At 63.7% G+C, this 19,603-nt stretch carries 10 protein-coding genes; 8 read left to right on the forward strand and 2 right to left on the reverse strand.

Going from position 1 to position 19,603, the window contains the following annotated elements; genetic code table 11:
• The first annotated feature begins 75 nt into the window (after positions 1 to 75).
• The 8 genes from xdhA to ACXAF5_RS14515 all read left to right on the forward strand — a co-directional run bounded on the left by xdhA (position 76) and on the right by ACXAF5_RS14515 (position 11,673).
• Positions 76 to 1,539, forward strand: a complete 1,464-nt coding sequence (gene xdhA / locus ACXAF5_RS14480; protein WP_474947122.1) for a xanthine dehydrogenase small subunit — start codon at positions 76 to 78, stop codon at positions 1,537 to 1,539.
• 14 nt (positions 1,540 to 1,553) lie between these two features.
• Positions 1,554 to 3,887 (forward strand): xanthine dehydrogenase molybdopterin binding subunit, encoded by a 2,334-nt coding sequence (gene xdhB, locus ACXAF5_RS14485; protein ID WP_474947123.1) that lies wholly within the window; start codon positions 1,554 to 1,556, stop codon positions 3,885 to 3,887.
• A 4-nt stretch (positions 3,888 to 3,891) separates the two neighbouring features.
• Complete coding sequence (gene xdhC / locus ACXAF5_RS14490) at positions 3,892 to 4,743, forward strand: xanthine dehydrogenase accessory protein XdhC (RefSeq protein WP_474947124.1); 852 nt, start codon at positions 3,892 to 3,894, stop codon at positions 4,741 to 4,743.
• 68 nt (positions 4,744 to 4,811) lie between these two features.
• Positions 4,812 to 6,395, forward strand: a complete 1,584-nt coding sequence (locus ACXAF5_RS14495; RefSeq protein WP_239362486.1) for a xanthine/uracil/vitamin C permease — start codon at positions 4,812 to 4,814, stop codon at positions 6,393 to 6,395.
• A gap of 251 nt (positions 6,396 to 6,646) precedes the next feature.
• Positions 6,647 to 8,047, forward strand: a complete 1,401-nt coding sequence (locus tag ACXAF5_RS14500; protein WP_474947125.1) for a DUF4856 domain-containing protein — start codon at positions 6,647 to 6,649, stop codon at positions 8,045 to 8,047.
• A 119-nt stretch (positions 8,048 to 8,166) separates the two neighbouring features.
• A complete protein-coding gene (locus ACXAF5_RS14505) occupies positions 8,167 to 9,156 on the forward strand; it encodes a sterol desaturase family protein (RefSeq protein ID WP_474947126.1) in 990 nt (329 codons plus the stop codon).
• A 176-nt stretch (positions 9,157 to 9,332) separates the two neighbouring features.
• Positions 9,333 to 11,381 (forward strand): type VI secretion system Vgr family protein, encoded by a 2,049-nt coding sequence (locus ACXAF5_RS14510; protein WP_239362493.1) that lies wholly within the window; start codon positions 9,333 to 9,335, stop codon positions 11,379 to 11,381.
• 34 nt (positions 11,382 to 11,415) lie between these two features.
• Positions 11,416 to 11,673, forward strand: coding sequence for a PAAR domain-containing protein (locus tag ACXAF5_RS14515; RefSeq protein ID WP_239320345.1), 258 nt, complete (start codon positions 11,416 to 11,418; stop codon positions 11,671 to 11,673).
• 262 nt (positions 11,674 to 11,935) lie between these two features.
• Here ACXAF5_RS14515 and ACXAF5_RS14520 read toward each other — a convergent pair whose 3' ends face one another.
• Together ACXAF5_RS14520 and ACXAF5_RS14525 are read right to left on the reverse strand one after the other, a co-directional pair.
• A complete protein-coding gene (locus tag ACXAF5_RS14520) occupies positions 11,936 to 12,541 on the reverse strand; it encodes a DUF998 domain-containing protein (protein ID WP_474947127.1) in 606 nt (201 codons plus the stop codon).
• A gap of 508 nt (positions 12,542 to 13,049) precedes the next feature.
• On the reverse strand, positions 13,050 to 19,019 hold the full coding sequence (locus ACXAF5_RS14525) for a DUF7933 domain-containing protein (RefSeq protein WP_474947128.1): 5,970 nt from the start codon (positions 19,017 to 19,019) through the stop codon (positions 13,050 to 13,052).
• Positions 19,020 to 19,603 lie beyond the last annotated feature (584 nt).

Here is a 19,603-nt window from a genome sequence, read left to right on the forward strand (position 1 = left end):
ACCATATTTCGAGGCAGTCAGAAACAGTAAACTCCCGACACTCCTGACAATCAGGAGCTGGAATTGGGAGGGCAAATGGCTCAGCAGAACGATATTCGCTTTCTTCTGAATGGTGAGGAGAAGACCGTCACGGATGTGAAGGCAACGCTCACGCTTCTGGACTATCTGCGGATCGAACAGCGGCTGACCGGCACCAAGGAAGGCTGCGCCGAGGGCGACTGCGGCGCCTGCACCGTGCTGGTCGGACGTCTGCATCAGGGCCAGCTGCACTATGAGACGGTCAATGCCTGCATCCGCTTCCTCGCGTCCCTGAATGGGTGTCACATCGTCACCGTCGAACATCTCTCCGGCCCGGAGGGCCGCCTGCACCCAGTGCAGCAGGCCATGGTCGACTATCACGGCAGCCAGTGCGGATTTTGCACGCCGGGCTTTGTGATGTCGCTCTATGCGCTGTGGATGGGCAATCCGGAGCCGTCGATGCAGCAGGTCGAGACTGCGATCCAGGGCAACCTCTGCCGCTGCACCGGGTATGAGCCGATTGTTCGGGCCGCGATGGCCGTCACCCAATACGGCACCCCGGCGCATGACCACCTGACCCGCGAGCGTACGGATGTGACCGCGCGGCTGATGGCGCTGCAGCCAAAATCGCGGATCGTGACCGGCCCCGAGGACGACCGCGCGATCCTGCCGCTTGATGTGGCGGATCTGGCGAAGGTGCTGGCCGACACCCCCAAGGCGACCATTGTGGCTGGTTCCACCGACGTGGGACTGTGGGTCACCAAATTCATGCGCCCGATCTCTCCGGTGGTCTTCATCACCCATCTGGAGGGGCTGAAGTCCATCGACCTGACTGAAGACGCGCTGACCATCGGCGCTGGTGTCACCTATTCCGAGAGCGAGGCCGCGATCCGCGAGGCCTTCCCGCATCTCGGCGAATATTGGGACCGCATCGCCGGTTGGCAAGTGCGCAACATGGGCACCATCGGTGGCAATATCGCCAATGGCTCGCCGATCGGGGACACACCGCCGGTGCTGATTGCGCTTGGCGCAGAGGTCATGCTGCAAAGCACCCGTGGCACCCGCATCCTGCAGCTGGAAGACTTCTTCATCGACTATGGCAAACAGGACCGCGAGGCGGGCGATTTTGTCGCCGCCATCCGCATTCCGCGCAGCCAGCCGGGCCAGATCGACGCCGCCTACAAGATCTCCAAACGCCGCGACGAGGATATTTCCTCCGTCGCCGCCGGGATCAGCGTCACCGTCAGTGATGGTCTCATTACCGCCGCCCGTCTGGCGTTTGGTGGTATGGCCGCGACGCCCAAGCGGGCCGCCATGGCTGAGGCAGCGCTGGTTGGACAGCCCTTTACCACAGAGACATTCGATGCCGCCGCCCGGGCGCTGGCGCAGGATTTCCAGCCGCTGACAGACTGGCGCGCCACGGCCGAGTACCGCCTCACCGTCGCGGCCAACCTGCTGCGCCGGTTCCAGCTGGAACATGACACCACTCAGGACGCGCCGGTGCGTCTGGCTATCGCGTGAGGGAGGACAGGACCATGAAAGATCTGAACATCAGCACCGAGATCAAGGGCGCCGCCCATCAGGACCTCAAGCACGACAGCGCCATCAAACAGGTGCAGGGCCGGGCCGATTACACCGATGACATTCTGGAACCCGCAGGCACCCTGCACGCCTATCTCGGGGTCTCCACCGTGGCCCATGCCAACATCCGCGGCATGGATCTAAGCCGCGTGCGATCCGCGCCGGGCGTGGTCGATGTGCTGACCGCCGAGGACATCCCCGGCGTCAATGACGTCAGCCCCACCGGCAAGCATGACGAGCCGGTGTTTCCGACCGAGAAGGTAGAATTCCACGGCCAGCCGCTGTTTGCGGTGATCGCCGAGAGCCGCGATGCGGCACGGCGGGCGGCGGAGCTGGCCAATGTCGACTATGAGGTGCTGCCCCACGCGCTGGATGCGATTTCGGCCCGCGACGCCGGCATGCCGATGGTCACCGACCCGCTGAAACTGGAGCGCGGCGATGTGCAGACTGGATTGGCCGAAGCGCCGCACCGTGTGCAGGGCCGCGTCACAGTCGGCGGGCAGGATCACATGTACCTCGAGGGCCATATCGCCTTTGCCATTCCGGGCGAGGATGACGATGTGATCGTGCATTGCTCCACCCAGCACCCGAGCGAGGCGCAGCATATGGTGTCTCATGTGCTGGGCGTGCCATCGAATGCGGTGGTGGTGAACGTGCGTCGCATGGGCGGCGGGTTTGGCGGCAAGGAAAGCCAGATGAACCTGTTCTGCGCCGTCGCCGCCCTTGGCGCCAAGAAGCTGAACCGCCCCGTCAAGATCCGCCCCGACCGCGATCAGGACATGACCGCGACCGGCAAGCGGCATGATTTTGTGATCGACTATGATCTGGGCTTTGACGGTGAAGGGCGCATTCAGGCGGTGGACAGCCAGTTTGCTGCGCGCTGCGGCTATTCCTCTGACCTCTCCGGCCCGGTGACGGATCGCGCGCTGTTCCACGCCGACAACGCCTATTTCTACCCCCACGTCCGCCTGACTTCCTGCCCGCAAAAGACCAACACCGTGTCCAACACCGCGTTTCGCGGCTTTGGCGGCCCGCAGGGTGTGGTTGCAGCGGAACGGATGATCGAGGAGATCGCCTATGCACTGGGCAAGGACCCGCTGGAGGTGCGCAAGGTCAATTTCTATGGCCAACCCGGCGATGGTCGCACCCTCACCCCCTATCATCAGGAGGTCGAGGACAATGTGATCGGTCGCATTGTCGAGGAGCTGGAGGAAAGCGCCGACTATCAGGCACGCCGCGCGGCGATCATTGCCGAGAATGCCAAGGGCGGCATCATCCGTCGTGGCATCGCGCTGACCCCGGTCAAATTTGGCATCTCCTTTACCGCCACGTGGTACAATCAGGCCGGTGCGCTGATCCACATCTACAACGACGGCTCGATCCATCTGAACCACGGTGGCACCGAGATGGGGCAGGGCCTGAACACCAAGGTCGCGCAGGTGGTGGCCGAGGCGTTTCAGGTCGATTTCGACCGCATCAAGATCACCAAGACCACCACGGAGAAGGTTCCGAACACCTCTGCCACGGCGGCCTCCTCCGGGTCCGACCTCAACGGTATGGCGGCGCTGGATGCCTGCGAACAGATCAAGACGCGGCTGGTCAAATTTGCCGCCGAGAGCCGGGGCGTGGCCGAAAGCGCGGTCAGCTTTGGCCCCAACCACATTCGCATCGGCGAGGAGGTGGTGGACTTCGCCGCCTTCATCCGCGAGGCCTATATGGCGCGGGTGCATCTGTCGGCGGCAGGGTTCTACAAGACGCCCAAGATCCACTGGGACCGCGCGGCGGGCAAGGGACGGCCGTTCTACTATTACGCCTATGGCGCGTCCTGTTCCGAGGTCGCCATCGACACGCTCACCGGGGAATACCGGGTGGAGCGCACCGACATCCTGCATGACGTGGGCCGCTCGCTGAACCCGATCTTGGACAAGGGCCAGGTTGAGGGCGCGTTTATTCAGGGCATGGGCTGGCTCACCACCGAGGAGCTGTGGTGGGATGATGCAGGGCGCCTGCGCACCCATGCGCCGTCGACCTACAAGATCCCGCTGGCCTCGGATCGGCCGCGCAGCTTCAACGTGAAGCTCGCGGATTGGTCGGAAAACCGCGAGATGACCATCAAACGCTCCAAGGCCGTGGGCGAGCCGCCCTTCATGCTGGGGATCTCGGTGCTGGAGGCGCTGTCGATGGCGGTGGCCTCGGTTGCCGACTATCGCGAGTGCCCGCGTCTTGAGGCACCCGCCACGCCCGAACGCGTGCTGATGGCCGTTGAACGGCTGAAGGCCGGAGGGTGAGGCCATGCAGGCAGAGCGCCTTCGCCAGTTTCTCGACGCGCCCGGCCCGGTGGCCAGCCTGCGGCTGACGCGGGTGCGGGGGTCTTCGCCGCGCAACATGGGCACAGAGATGTATGTGCGCGCCGAGAGCCTCTTTGGCACCATCGGCGGCGGCCAGCTGGAGCATCTTGCCATCGCGGCGGCGCGGGATTTGCTGGCGGCGGGGAACCTGTCGCACCATATGGATGTACCACTTGGCCCCGAGATCGGCCAATGCTGCGGCGGGCGGGTGGAGATCGCCCTCACACGGATGAGCACCAGCGACAAGGAGGCCGCCCTGCGCGAAGCAGAGGCACAGGACGCGGAATTGCCCGCCGTCTATATCCTCGGCGCGGGCCATGTGGGCCGCGCGCTTGCGGATCTGTTCCAGCATCTGCCGGTGCGCGCGGTGCTGATCGACCAGCGCGAGGAGGAACTGGACCAGTCCCGCGCGCAGGTCGAGCGCCGCCAGAGCGCAATCCCCGAAATCGACGTGATGAACGCGGCCCCCGGCAGCGCCTTCATCGTACTGACCCATGACCACGGGCTTGATTTCCTGCTGACCTCTGCCGCCCTGCAACGGGGCGATGCAGCCTATGTCGGCATGATCGGCTCTGCCACCAAGCGGGCGAAATTCGCCAGCTGGACCCAAGACCACTGCGACGGGCTCTCTGTCGCAGATCTGATCTGCCCCATCGGGGCAGGCGGTAGCCGCGACAAGCGGCCAGCCGTGATCGCCGCACAGGTTGCGGCAGAAGTGATCACGGCGCTGACCTCTGAAACTGCCGCATGTCACCCCGAATTCGGGGACGCTGTGTCGCATCTCGCGGCGCAGTAACGCATCACCGGTTGCTGTGGCGGGAGGAGTTACCAGCCACATCTGCCGGGCTACCAAGGGAGGTCCCCATGAGGGATGGGAGCTATAGCTACAAGCTGTTTCACCGCAGCGACTTCAGCGCGTTCTGGGCGCTGTTCACCGACAATCTGATCAACCTGATGGTGCTGGCCGGCATTTGCCAGTTTGTGTTCCAGATGCCTGCCGAGATCGTTTATGGCCGCATCGTGCCCGGTGCGGCAGTGGCGATCCTGGCCGGGATCGCGGTCTATGTGGCGCTGGCAAAGCGCGCGGCGGCGCAACACGGGCGCGACGTGACCGCCCTGCCCTACGGCATTTCGACGCCGGTGATGTTTGTCTATCTGTTTGGCGTGATCGGGCCGATCTACTGGGCCACCAATGATCCGCTGCTGGCCTGGCAGGTGGGCATCGGCGCCGGCTTCATGGGCGGTATCGTCGCCGCCCTGGGCGCTGTCATCGGCCCCTGGCTCAAACGCGTGACCCCGCGGGCGGGCATGCTTGGCACGCTCTGCGGCATTGCGCTGGTGTTCATCGGTTCGGTGCCGCTGGCCACCGTGTTTGAAAACCCGTTTATCGGCTTTGCCTCGATGATCATCATCCTCTGGGGTCTCGTGGGCCGCTTCCGCCTGCCCTACAACATCCCCGCCGGCCTGCTGGCGCTGATCGTCGGCACCGTGGTGGCGCTGGCGCTTGGCACCTCGACCATCAACGTCGAGGGGATCGGTTTCTATCCGCCGCTGCCCTATGTCGGCGACCTGATTGCAGGTATCCAGTACCTGTTTGCCAACCCGGAGCTGTTCCTGGTGCTGGTGCCGGTGCAGATCTACAACTTCATCGAGACCATGAACAACGTCGAGAGCGCCGAGAGCGCCGGCGACCATTACCCGGTGGCGACCTGCCAGATCACCGACGGGGTCGGCACCATGATCGGTGCGGTCTTCGGTTCGCCCTTCCCGACCACCGCCTATATCGGCCACCCGGCCTACAAGCGCATGGGCGCACATGCGGGCTATATCATCGGTGTTGGCACGGTGATTCCGCTGGCGGCAATCTTCGGCCTGCTCGCCTTCCTCAACAACCTGATCCCGGTGGCTGCTGCCGCACCCGTGCTGGTCTTTGTGGCGCTGAGCCTGATCACCAATACCGCCCATTCGGTCAAGACCGAGCATATGGCCGCCGTCACCATCGCGATGATGCCGCATGTCTCGGCCTTCCTGATGGTGAAATGGGGCTCGCTCATCGGGGCGCTCGGCGCGGTGGGCGTTGCGGGCGTGCCGCAGCTGGGCGATGAGGCACTGACGGCGGCGCTGTTGCAGCAGGGCGCGCATTTCAGTGGCCACCTGTCGCTGTCCCAGGGCGCGATCCTCACCGGCCTGATCTGGGGCGCGATCGTCGCCAGCGTCATCGACGGCAACTTCCGCAACGCGGGTGGTTTTGCCCTGGCGGCGGCGGCGATGTCGGCGCTTGGCATCATCCATGGCGCCAGCCTGCACTGGCCGGAGCTGACCAGCGTCTCCGGTGGTTACCTGATCGCGGCCGCCTTCCTGTTCATCTACCCGCTGTTTCACAAGGATGAGCATCCGACCAACAAGAACGTGGTGGTCGAAGACCCCAAGGCGCACCCGGCGGAGTGACACGTCGCCCCCCCTTTGCCTGAAACCTGTCAGGGCCATTCCCGAAAGGGGGTGGCCCCACTTTGTTTCACACAGCTGCGACACGCCCCGCGCCATGCCGCCCGGGCGGTGTGACGCGCTTCCAAGTGCGAAATTCGAGAAAATCGCCTCGGCACGACGGACCCCCTTGACGTTTGCGGTCATTAATTGACAAAAACACTCTGAAAAACAAATCGGCCCCCGCCGAGACCAAAATACTGGAGGAGATCCCTATGATCGCGTCAACGCTCAAAGCGACAACATGCCTGGTGGTTGCCAGCTTTATCGGCACGGCTGCCATGGCCAGTGACGCCTACGGCCCGTTCCCGGTCACGGTGAAAGGCTACAGCGGCGACGCCGAAAACTCGGTGTCCTATTCCGGGCAGGTGGCCCGTCACGTGTTGCACGACAGCCTGAAAAAGCTCGCAGGCAAGGGCGATGGTGGCAACAATGCCGCGCAGCTCGAAGCAATGCTGCTGGCCTATTTCGAAGGCTCCGATGACGATCTGGAGATCGTCGCCCCCGCTTCCAAGGACGGTTTCCCAGTCAAGCAGTCCACAGTGAACGAGATTTCGTCGGGCAAGAACATCGCGGGCAAATTCTACAGCGGCGCCATGCTGGCCTGGCCGGGCAACAAATCCGGCGTCGAGGTTGCGCGCGAGATGATTCGCCACGCTGCGGCCGCGGAACAGGGCTATGACGCGGTCAACGGCTACGACTGGGCTCAGCTGATTTCCAAGTTCACGCTGGGTGCAATGGCTTACAACCAGGCCGTCGACAACTACCTGGACGAAAAACTGGACGCCGACACCAAACCCAACGATCAGCCCTATTCCGAGGGTGCCGCCTACACCGGCAAGGAACATTCCTGGGACGAAGCCTTCGGCTATTTCGGCGCCCCGGCGCATACCGCCAGCCTGAGCCCGCAGCAGGCCTATGCGATCGCCAAGCAAACCGATCTCGCGGCGGCTGATGCCAATGGTGACGGGGTTGTCGACCTGAAGACGGAAATGGTCTTTGGTCCGGCCTATTATGCCGCTGGCGCCGACAAGGGTGGCACCAAATCCACCAGCTATCTGCAAACCATCTTTGCCGCCTTCCGCGACGGGCGCGCCCTGATCGCCTCTGCCGAGGGCGAGGCGCTGACCGACGCGCAGCGCAACGAGCTCAAATCCTATGCCGAGGTGATCGAAAGCAACTGGGAAAAGGTCATCGCAGAGGCCGTCTTCAAATATGCAGGCTCTGTCTACAATGACCTCGAAGCGCTGAAATCCGACGCATCCGACGAAAAAGCGCTGCGTGCCTACGTGAAGCATTGGGGCGAGCTGAAGGGCTTCAGCATGGCGCTTCAGTCGGGCAAGAACAACCTTGGCGCGACGGCCTTTGACCTGAACTGGCTGGTCGGGTTTGGCCCGGCCATGCCCGATGGCAAGATGGTGTCGGACATCGACGCCGACGGCAATTTCCTGCGCGAACGCGAGATGTCCTTTGAGGATTACCAGGTCAACATGCTGAAGGTCCAAAAGGCCATGATCGACACCTTCGGCATTGAGTCCCGCGCCAATGACGCCACCGCCGGACTGGCGGATCTGGCTGAAAAGCTCGGCACCAACGCGTCGGCGGAATCCGACTGATCAAAGCCTCTCCCATGCGGCGCAGATGACGCCGCATGGGACACCGGCGTGCAGGACGACATCCGCACCGGAACGCGCCTGCGTGAGCGCGCCGCACCATAAGCCCAGGGAGTTGCATCGTGGAGTTTCTCGGTCATCTCGGCGACGTATTTTCGGATTTTCACGACCCAAAGAAACGCATCTTTGTCGGCTATCTTCTGGCCGCAATCCTGATCGCGATCCTGTGGCTGGTGGCCGTGCGCCGATGCTCGTTCCGGGATGCGCTGCAAAAGGTGTTTGATCGCAGCATTCTGTGGTCCGCCTCGGCACGGGCCGATTACAAGATCTTTGTGATCAACCGGGTTTTCACGCTGTTCATCTCGCCGCTGCTGCTGTCGCAGCTGGCAATTGCCACCGCCGTCTATTATCTGCTGCTCGACCTGCCCGTGCTGCATCGCGAGCTGTTTTCGGGCGCCCCCGTGGCGCTGGTCACGGTGCTGTTCACCGTCACCATCTTTCTGATGGACGATCTCACCAAATACGTCCTGCATCGCATGATGCACCGATGGCCGTTGCTGTGGGCGATCCACAAGGTCCATCATTCCGCCGAAACGATGACCCCGGTGACCGTCTATCGCGTGCACCCGCTGGAGGGCGTGCTCTACGCGTTCCGGACCGCCTTTGTGCAGGGCAGCGTCATGGCGAGCTTTCTGTTCCTGTTCGGCCCGAGCGTCGATCTGGTGACGGTGCTGGGGGTCAGCGTTTTCTCTTTTGTGTTTCATGTCGCCGGTTCGAACCTGCGGCATTCCCATATCTCGATCAGATACTGGCCCTGGCTGGAACATCTGCTGATTTCCCCGGCGCAGCACCAGATCCATCATTCCAGCGCCAAGCGCCACTACGACAAGAACTTTGGCGTTGCCTTTGCGCTGTGGGACTGGCTGTTCGGGTCGCTGCATCTGTCCGAACCCGATACAGAGCTGACGTTCGGCCTGTCGCAGACCGAGGCGCATGCCTCCGACATCCGCAATATCTACCTGCGTCCCTTTGCCGACATGTATGCCGTCATTCGGCGCCGCCTGCCGCGGCGACGCCCGCGCGCAACCGCGGCGGTGAAATCCCAACGCTGATCGCGGAATAGCCGATTTCCGGCCCCTCGGGGATCGCGCCCCAGTGTCCCCGGGTCGGCAGCACGCCGCGTATTCGCGGCGCGATGGCAAAATTTCCCCGCCGCGAAGGCCCCATCCCCCCTTGACCCTGAGGCTGAAGCCCATAGGTTCGGATACAACTTTTAGGGTTTTGCTTTATGAATGTTTTTGTCCAGGACGCCCGGCTTGGGCGGTTCAACACTGTTCTTGGTCCGGATGCGCTGGTGCTGCTGCGATTTGACGGCAGCGAGGCGCTAAACGAGCTGTTCGACTTCACCGTCGAGGCACTGGCACCGCGTGATGATCTTGATTTCGACGCGCTGCTGGGCACCCACGCCACCGTGACCCTGGCGGGGGCCGATGGGCCGGTGCCCTTTGACGGGATCATCACCGAAGTACGCTGGCGCGGTCCCGGCGAAAACGGCTGGCGCTATGACCTGCGCCTGCAACCGTGGATCTGGCTCGCCGACAAACGGCGCAACCAGCGTATCTTTCACAACAAGACGGTTGTGGAGATCCTTCAGGAGCTGTTGGCGGATTACGCCCATCTGGGCAGCCCGCATCTGGATGTGGCGCTGACGGCGGATTATCCCGAACTTGAATACACCGTGCAGTACCGCGAAAGCGATCTGGCCTTTGCCCGTCGGCTGATGGAGCGTTTCGGCATTTCCTTCAGCTTCCGCCACGGCGATGGCCAGCACACGCTGGTGCTGAGTGATGATGTCGGCAGCCATGACCGGCTGGCCCAGCGGCCCTATTTCGGCACCGCCGAAAACCGTGGCGTGCAGGGCGAGCATTTCTGGTCCTGGGGACCGGAGCGGCGCCTGACCACCGGCGCCACACGGCTGATGGACTACAACTTCAAGACCCCGATGGCGGCGATGGAATCCGACCGCATGGGGGATGCGCAATATGCCGAGGGCCAGATCGAAGCCTATGATTACCCCGGTGACTACCTGGACCTCGGACGCGGCAAGACGGTGGCACAGCTGCGCTGCGAAGAGGAACGCGGCCATGACGCCCGGCACGCGGCGGCCGGCGACATCGTCGGGCTGAAACCCGGTCTGGTGGTGCCCCTGGGCGGTGGCGATGCAGTGCCCGGCGACGGCGGAGAGCATCTCTGCCTCAGCGCGCGCTATTGTTTCGTGAGCCAGGCCTATGGCTCCGTCAGCAGCGATCACAGCCACGACCGCCCCTTCACGGCGCAATATCGCCTGATGCCGGTGGCCGCCCCGATGGTGCCCCCGCGGATCACGCCGCTGCCCATCGTGCAGGGCCCGCAGACAGCCGTGGTGGTCGGCGAGGGAGAAATCGACTGCGACGAACACGGGCGCATCCTGGTGCATTTCCACTGGGATCTGGAGAAAGCCTATTCGATGCGCTGCCGGGTGAGCCAGAACTGGGCCTCGCAAGGCTGGGGCGGCATGGTGATCCCGCGCATCGGCATGGAGGTGGTGGTCGAATTCCTCGAAGGGGATCCCGACAAACCGCTGGTCACGGGCTGTGTCTACAACGGGCGCAACAAGCCCCCCTACCCCCTGCCCGCGAACAAGACCAAATCGGTGTTCAAGACCGACACCCACAAGGGCAGCGGCTTCAACGAGCTGACCTTCGAGGACGAGCGGGATCAGGAGCTGATCTACATGCACGGCCAGAAGGATCAGGAGATCGTCATCGAGAACGACCGCTCCAAGACCATCGGTCGGGACGAAAGCAACAGCATCGGTCGCGACCGGACACAGACGGTCGGCCAGGATGAAACCATGTCGGTGGGCCGCGACCAGCGCGAGACGATCGGGCAGGATGTGACCTATCAGGTCGGGCGCGACCAGCAGGAGAAATACGGCAAGGACCATGTGCATGTGGTGGGCAACATCCACAAGCAGGACATCTATGCCGATCACCTGGTCCAGATCGGCCGCAATCACGAGGAAACCGTGTTCGGGAAATCCACCCTGAACGTGACCGAGTCGATCACCAACAACACCGCCAAGCACACGCTGATGGCGTTCGAGAAATTCGTCATCAAAGGGCCCGGCGGCAAGATCACGCTGGATGCATCCGGCATCACCCTCGAAGCGGGCAGCATCAACCTCAAGGGCGCGGTGAGCATGGGCGGCAGTGGCAGCGCCCAGGTTCCGACCTTGCAGAACGCCGCGCGGGACGCCCTGCCCCTGGTTGAAGAATGCCTCAGCCAGAAGGAGTGATCCCAATGCCTGGAGAGCTTGTCGGAGACGTTGCATGCAACCTGTAGCCCGTGTCGGAGACACCCACGCCTGCCCGCGCTGTCGCAAATGCCAGATCGTCAGCGGTGGCAGTGCGGTGATCGATGGCCGCCCGGTTGCGCGGGTCGGCGACAAGACCAGCTGCGGTGCGGTGATTACATCCGGCTCCGGCCAATCCCGCGATGACGGCATGCCGGTGGCCTATGTTGGCTGTTCGACGTCGGTCGGAGGCACCATCGTCAGCGGTTCGCCCAATCACAAGGTTGCGCCCTGACCCGCGATACGGTCGCGCCAGCCGGGACTGACAGCGGCGGCAAGGGCGGCAGCCACCGGGTCCTGCCTCGAGGGCGGAGACCTCGTGTCGGCAAACCGGAGCGCTGATGCGCGACGGCGCGCCGCGGCCATCTGTTTCGCCAGAAAGGTTTACACCACGTGGGCCGAACCGCACTTGCCACCATCAAACACTGCCTTCCGACAACGCGCGACGCAGGTCCGGTCTGAACACCCTTTGACCAATGCTGCGCCGCGCAGGAAGGTCAGTTGTGAGGCACGATCGAAGCCGCAAATAGTCCCAGCGATATAAATTGGAAGTAGATCCACGCTTCGAGGAGACGTTGGGACAACCCCTGTACTTCTGGCATCAAGAAAATTGTGAAAAACAAACAGAAGCCGATGATTGTAGCTGGCAGTGCCAAGCGCCGCAGAAGCGAACTTGGAGGGGCAGTCAAACGGAAGATCAGCAAACCGATCAGCGCAAGCGGATAAGACGTCACCGCAATTGCCATATGAGCAATATGGACCAACGTATTTGTCATGGTCTGGTCGTGGCCTCGACTATCACACCCCGCATCACAAGGCAGAACGGCAGCGAGTATCAAAAGGATGGCGTAAGCGGATAGAACTAAGATCGAGATTCGCTTTGTCCTGCTGCCTGGGAAGCAACCGTCCAGTCTTGCGAAGAACGCCAGAATCCAAATCTCTGTCGGTATGAAGACGGCATAGTTGGCCCATGTCGCCAGAGGGGCACCTGCAGCACCGAGTGCACTCATGAACTGGTCGACATGCGAATAGTTGGGGGTCAATACACCAATGACGCCCACGCCTATTGTCAACCAAAGCCCACTGATAATGGGCAAAGCCACAAGGCTGATTGATCGTGAGTTACCCTGGAGAGTTATCCGCAAAAGCTCTGCCCCTGTGTTGACGCGCGCGCTTTTGAGTGCGGTTGCCCTGTCGATTTGACACCTTCCGTCAGGCAAGCCGATCAGAACACGCCGCTCATCAATGTCAATCAGAGAGTGGGATGATAACTTCGAGAAGCTGGCACTAGTGCATCGGTTGCCTCCGTTCAGGTGCCTCTGACCGCTTTCGAAAGCAGGCCTGTGTGCCATCGCAGCACCAGGCAGCCCCTCCCACCAACCGGTGAGCCGCGCAGTCAGAGGCCGTGCTTCAGGTAAAAATGGATAGCCCCCCTGGTACTTTTTTACGCGATCCGGCAGTGCTCTGGACTGAACCGACGACCTCTGTCACCGCAACGGCGGGATGCAGTATCGGACGGTGCCCCGATGGGCTTTGCCCGCCTCCACGCGCTGGTTCGTCACCACCCGGGACACCGACGCAGGGCAGCGCGCGTTCCAAACCGCCCGGGCGTCAGAACGGGATGTGAATGTTCAGGCTGGCCCCATAGGATTCGAAATCCGACGCCCCGATCCCGTCGTAGAACCCTTCGACCGCGACTTTTATCCCGCGATCCGGCACCACAAAAGTTGCACCGGCCTCCAGCCGGCCCCGGAAATTCGATTGCGATGACGCCAGCGTGGCGTCCGTCGGATTGGCCCCCTGCAACTTGTTGAAATCATAGATGCCCGAGAACGACAGGTATGGCGACAGCTGCGTGTTCCCGTCCAAGTCCAGCTGCCAGGAAATCCTGGGCCCGAACTCGAACCGCCCCAGGTCAAAGTCCTGCGAGGGGATCACCCGGCCGAGCGTATCCGTATAGCTTTCCTGCTTTTCATAGTAGTAGGTCAGCCGCGCAAACGGGCTGATCGTGGTGTGCGCATCCAGTTTGAAATCCCCGGTCAGCCCGCCTTGCAACAGGAACCGCTCGGTGTCGAAATCATCTTCGAACAGCCCAAGCGCATTGACGGTGTTGGAGGATTGCCCATAGGTCGCCGCAACATCGAGATAGAGGTTCTGGTCCAGACGCACCACCACATAGGGCCCGGCCATCCAGCCTGTACCGCTGGCCGAGGTTCCGGCGGCGCCATTGTCCTCGTCGGTGATATCCAGCTGCCCCATCACCCCCAGTACAACCTTGTCCGACCAGCGGTAGTCCGCGCCCGCAAAGAACAGGCCGGAGCGGCTCTCGAAGTTGCCGTTCTCGGTCACCGCATAGGTGCCCTCGGCCCAGAGGTCCCATCCCGAGGCGATCACGGGCGCGGAGGCCGGGGCATCCGCTTCCGCCGTTTCCGACCCGGCAGGGTCCGTGGCGCTGAACCGCAGCGCAGGATCCCGCGCCGCCATAACATCCTCCGCCGCGGCCTCTGCGCCCGCCTCAGCGGTCCGGAGCGACTCGCGCCAGCGCGACCCGTCATTGCGGCGGCGTGCTTCCTCCAGCAGCGCGCGCAGGCTGAAACGGAACGTCGCGGATCTGCCGTTTGAGGTGGCGCGCAACCCAAACCCGTTGCGCCCCTGCTGCCGCGCCAACCCGCCTTGCGTCAGTCGCGACACCAGATCCGGTTGATTGGACACGATGGTATTGGCGCGGTTGGAGACAAAGGCCGCAATCACTTCCTGGGTTTTCTGAATATCCGCCTCTGCATCCCGGTCATTGGTGAGCGCAAAACTGACAGTGCTGAGGCCGGTTGCACTTGCGCTGACATCATAGGAGGTCAGCGCCGATCCACCGGCATAGCTGGACGCCGTTTCATTGGCCGTCATCGCAGAGCTGGTCGCCGTGCCGTCAGAGCCGGTGGTGACGGTTTCGGTCCGTGTCCCGGTGCTGGCAAAGACCACCGAAGCACCGCTCGCCGGCGCGGCAAAGGTCACATCGACCCCGGCGACGCCAGCGCCGCCGCTATCAGTCACCAGCGCAACAAGAGGCGCGGTGAATTGCACGCCGACCTCGGCCACCTGGCCGGAGCCTGACTGGACCGACAGCCCGCTGGCCACGCTCTGCGCCGTGCCCGTGACGGAAATGTCAAACGGGTCCTCATCCGCGTCGTCAGAGCCAAGGCTCAGATCAAACCCATAGGCGCCGCCTGCGGTGGCGGTATAGTCCACCTGCAATGTGGTGGTGCCGCCGCCGCTGGCAACGCTTGTTGCCGCCAGGGACAGGCTGTCAACAGTCACGTTGTTCTGATTGCTGATGCTGCTGGCCACCGACGGCGCATCAAGGGTCAGAACATCCGTGCCGCTGTTGGTGATGGTATAGGTGACCGACGTGGCGGTGCCGGGGGTTATCGCTCCTGCGATATTGTCGGTGCCGCCATCACTCAGCGCCCCGCTGGCCGAGGAGGACACCTCGATTTCCGGCGTCCCGCTCGCGGTCCCGGCCACCGTGATGTTGAACAGGCTTTCATCCGCATCGTCATTGGCCACTTGCAGATCGAAACTATAGACCCCGCTGGCTTGCGGCGTATAGGAAATCTCAAGCGTCGTGGTGCCACCACCGCTCGCCACCGTATTTGACGCCAGCGTCAAACCGTTCACCACAACGTTGGTTTCGTTGGAAATATTTCCGGCAACGGTCGGTGTCGTGATGTTGAGCGTATCGGACCCGGAATTGGTGAACGTGTAGGTGATGACATTGGCCGAACCCGCGCTTGGGGTTCCGGGGATCGTATCCGTATCACCGTCCTCCAGAGTGCCCCCACTCGAGGAGCCGACGCCGATTTCCGCGCTGCCCGTCGCCGTGCCGCTGATCGTCAGGTCATAGGTGCCCTCGTCGGCGTCGTCGCTGTCCACGTCCAGCTCGAAGGAGAACGCGCCTGCCGCCGTTGGCGTATAAGCTACCGTGAAGGTGGTGCTGGCGCTGGCCGCAAGGCTGCTGGTGCCCGGCGCGGAGATGCTGTCCACGCTGACGTTGCTCGCCGCCGCGCTGGCGGGCGTGCCGCTCAGGGTCAGGGTCGCGGTGCCGGTGTTCTCCACCGTGTAGGTCAGCACCTGCTGCACCCCGACCGCCACGCTGCCCTGCGCATCGGTGGCGCCATCCGCCAGCGAGGTCGCCGCCGGGCGTTGCAGGTCGATCTCCGGCGAGGCCACCGTCAGCGACGCGTTGGAGGTGCCGGAATTGCCCAGGCTCGACGTGAGATCGCCGCTGGTGTTGCTGTAGCTGCCGTCGGTCGCCGCGGTCACATCCGCCTGCACCGTGCAGCTGGCGCCCGCGCTCACCGTGCCGCCGGTGTAGGAGATCGTGCTGCCGCCGCCGCTCGCCGTCAGCGTGCCGCCGGTGCAGGTGGTCGACGCGTTGGGCGTCGCCGCAACCTCCACCCCCGCGGGCAGGGTGTTGGAGAAATCCAGCGCCGTCGCAGCGGTCGCATTGGCGCTGTTGTCGATGGTGAAGGTCACCGTCGCGGTCCCATCCGCCAGGATCGTCCCCGGCGCGATCACCTGGCTGAACGCAGGAGCCTCCGTCGCCGTGCCGCTGATCGTCAGGTCATAGGTGCCCTCGTCGGCGTCGTCGCTGTCCACGTCCAGCTCGAAGGAGAACGCGCCTGCCGCCGTTGGCGTATAAGCTACCGTGAAGGTGGTGCTGGCGCTGGCCGCAAGGCTGCTGGTGCCCGGCGCGGAGATGCTGTCCACGCTGACGTTGCTCGCCGCCGCGCTGGCGGGCGTGCCGCTCAGGGTCAGGGTCGCGGTGCCGGTGTTCTCCACCGTGTAGGTCAGCACCTGCTGCACCCCGACCGCCACGCTGCCCTGCGCATCGGTGGCGCCATCCGCCAGCGAGGTCGCCGCCGGGCGTTGCAGGTCGATCTCCGGCGAGGCCACCGTCAGCGACGCGTTGGAGGTGCCGGAATTGCCCAGGCTCGACGTGAGATCGCCGCTGGTGTTGCTGTAGCTGCCGTCGGTCGCCGCGGTCACATCCGCCTGCACCGTGCAGCTGGCGCCCGCGCTCACCGTGCCGCCGGTGTAGGAGATCGTGCTGCCGCCGCCGCTCGCCGTCAGCGTGCCGCCGGTGCAGGTGGTCGACGCGTTGGGCGTCGCCGCAACCTCCACCCCAGCGGGCAGGGTGTTGCTGAAGTCCAGCGCCGTCGCCGCCGTTGCATTGGCGCTGTTGTCGATGGTGAAGGTCACCGTCGCCGTCCCATCCGCCAGGATCGTCCCCGGCGCGATCGCCTGACTGAACCCGGGGGCCTGCGTCGCCGTGCCGCTGATCGTCAGGTCATAGGTGCCCTCGTCGGCGTCGTCGCTGTCCACGTCCAGCTCGAAGGAGAACGCCCCCGCCGCCGTTGGCGTATAGGCCACCGTGAAGGTGGTGCTGGCGCTGGCCGCAAGGCTGCTGGTGCCCGGGGCGGAGATACTGTCCACGCTGACGTTGCTCGCCGCCGCACTGGCGGGCGTGCCGCTCAGGGTCAGGGTCGCATTGCCGGTGTTCTCGACCGTGTAGGTAAGCACCTGCTGCACCCCCACCGCCACGCTGCCCTGCGCATCGGAGGCGCCATCCGCCAGCGATGTCGCCGCCGGGCGTTGCAGGTCGATCTCCGGCGAGGCCACCGTCAGCGACGCGCTGGAGGTGCCGGAATTGCCCAGGCTTGAGGTCAGATCGCCGCTGGTGTTGCTGTAGCTGCCGTCGGTCGCCGCGGTCACATCCGCCTGCACCGTGCAGCTGGCGCCCGCGCTCACCGTGCCGCCGGTGTAGGAGATCGTGCTGCCGCCGCCGCTCGCCGTCAGCGTGCCGCCGGTGCAGGTGGTCGACGCGTTGGGCGTCGCCGCAACCTCCACCCCCGCGGGCAGGGTGTTGGAGAAATCCAGCGCCGTCGCAGCGGTCGCATTGGCGCTGTTGTCGATGGTGAAGGTCACCGTCGCGGTCCCATCCGCCAGGATCGTCCCCGGCGCGATCACCTGGCTGAACGCAGGAGCCTCCGTCGCCGTGCCGCTGATCGTCAGGTCATAGGTGCCCTCGTCGGCGTCGTCGCTGTCCACGTCCAGCTCGAAGGAGAACGCCCCCGCCGCCGTTGGCGTATAGGCCACCGTGAAGGTGGTGCTGGCGCTGGCCGCAAGGCTGCTGGTGCCCGGGGCGGAGATACTGTCCACGCTGACGTTGCTCGCCGCCGCACTGGCGGGCGTGCCGCTCAGGGTCAGGGTCGCATTGCCGGTGTTCTCGACCGTGTAGGTAAGCACCTGCTGCACCCCCACCGCCACGCTGCCCTGCGCATCGGAGGCGCCATCCGCCAGCGATGTCGCCGCCGGGCGTTGCAGGTCGATCTCCGGCGAGGCCACCGTCAGCGACGCGCTGGAGGTGCCGGAATTGCCCAGGCTTGAGGTCAGATCGCCGCTGGTGTTGCTGTAGCTGCCGTCGGTCGCCGCGGTCACATCCGCCTGCACCGTGCAGCTGGCGCCCGCGCTCACCGTGCCGCCGGTGTAGGAGATCGTGCTGCCGCCGCCGCTCGCCGTCAGCGTGCCGCCGGTGCAGGTGGTGGAGCCATTGGGCGTCGCCGCAACCTCCACCCCCGCGGGCAGGGTGTTGCTGAAGTCCAGCGCCGTCGCCGCCGTTGCATTGGCGCTGTTGTCGATGGTGAAGGTCACCGTCGCCGTCCCATCCGCCAGGATCGTCCCCGGCGCAATCGCCTGGCTGAACCCGGGGGTCTCCGTCGCCGTGCCGCTCACGGTGAAATTAAAGGGATCTTCGTCCGCGTCGCTGTTGACGAAAGACAGACCAAAGGAGAACGCCCCCGCCGCCGTCGGCGTGTATTGCACGTTGAACTGCGTGGTGCCGCCCGCCGCGGCGACGGTTGTGCTCCCGGGCGCGCTGATCGAATTTACGGTGACGTTGCTCGCACCGGATGAGATCGCCGTGGCCACGGTCAGGTCCGCGGTTCCGGTGTTGGTGATCGTATAGGTGAGCGTCTGCGCGCTGCCCGACGCCACCGTGCCCTGCGCATCACTGCCACCATCCGAAACCGTGTTGGTTGTCGAGGAGGTCAGGTCGCTGATCTCGGCTTCGGCATTGATCGTGCCCGAGATGGTGACATTGAACGTGGTTTCATCCGTGCCGTCATCGGCGTCGTTGGTGGTGAAACTGAACGGAACCGTGAACGTCGCGCCATCGGTGGTGGAGCTGGGGGTGAAGGTGATGCTGATGGCATCGGTTTCCGTGCCGCCCGATGCCACGGAGGCGGTATCGATGGAGGTGGAGCCGAATGACGCATTGGTCGGGGTGCCCAGCGTCAGGCCCGACAGCGTCAATGTTTCCGACCCACTGTTGCTGACGTCATAGGTGATTGTGGTCGGGGTGCCGCTGTTGATGGCCGTTGCAATCGTGTCGGTGCCGCCATCCGCCACGCTATTGCCGGTGGATGAGCTGAGATCGTCGATCTCTGGCGCGCCATCGATCGCGCCAGCCCCGCCCGACGCGGTGTAGCTGAAGCTGAAAGCTGCACCGCCGTGCGAGCCGCTCACAGTACATCCTGCTGCGCAATCGACTCCGTTCAGGGTAGGGTCACCCGCATCAAGTGTCTTCTGAGAGCTTCCGTTGTTTACCGATAAGACCAGATCGCGCGCATCACTTGCCGGGTCATTTATCCTAAAGTTCGTGGCCGACCCGTCGTCTGCCTGAATCAGTATGAAATCTTGAGAAAAAATAGTGGGGAAGTCTGCGCCTCCTTCGTAGGTGCATTCGTCCTCAGTCAGATTCAAAATCAGATCGTCATTCGAAACCGTATTCGCCGGACAATCGGTGAAGGATGCCAGCGCGGCCTGTGGCATCAGGCCAAGCGACAGGGCCAGAAACAAGCCGAGCGCGCAGAGCCATTTTGCAATCCGGGGTCTGGCCGTGAGATGACCAGAATCCAAACCTGCCTTGTCGCTGCAACTGACCCCGGGCGTGCCGCCGTTCCTAAACTCAACCATGACCAATCCGTTTTCAAACTGCCAATCACGCAGGAAGGAGGCGCCCATGCGCGAAACAAATTACACCCACCACTAGATTTTGAGAAATTTCAAAACAAGTATAATTTACATACCGACGTCTGCGAGCTTCTAAT

This window comes from Epibacterium sp. ABV4_022 (genome assembly GCF_056159345.1).

Coding starts and splice junctions, on each gene's coding strand:
- xdhA (WP_474947122.1), top strand. CDS start 76: ATGGCTCAGCAGAACGATATTCGCTTTCTTCTGAATGGTGAGGAGAAG.
- xdhB (WP_474947123.1), top strand. CDS start 1,554: ATGAAAGATCTGAACATCAGCACCGAGATCAAGGGCGCCGCCCATCAG.
- xdhC (WP_474947124.1), top strand. CDS start 3,892: ATGCAGGCAGAGCGCCTTCGCCAGTTTCTCGACGCGCCCGGCCCGGTG.
- ACXAF5_RS14495 (WP_239362486.1), top strand. CDS start 4,812: ATGAGGGATGGGAGCTATAGCTACAAGCTGTTTCACCGCAGCGACTTC.
- ACXAF5_RS14500 (WP_474947125.1), top strand. CDS start 6,647: ATGATCGCGTCAACGCTCAAAGCGACAACATGCCTGGTGGTTGCCAGC.
- ACXAF5_RS14510 (WP_239362493.1), top strand. CDS start 9,333: ATGAATGTTTTTGTCCAGGACGCCCGGCTTGGGCGGTTCAACACTGTT.
- ACXAF5_RS14515 (WP_239320345.1), top strand. CDS start 11,416: ATGCAACCTGTAGCCCGTGTCGGAGACACCCACGCCTGCCCGCGCTGT.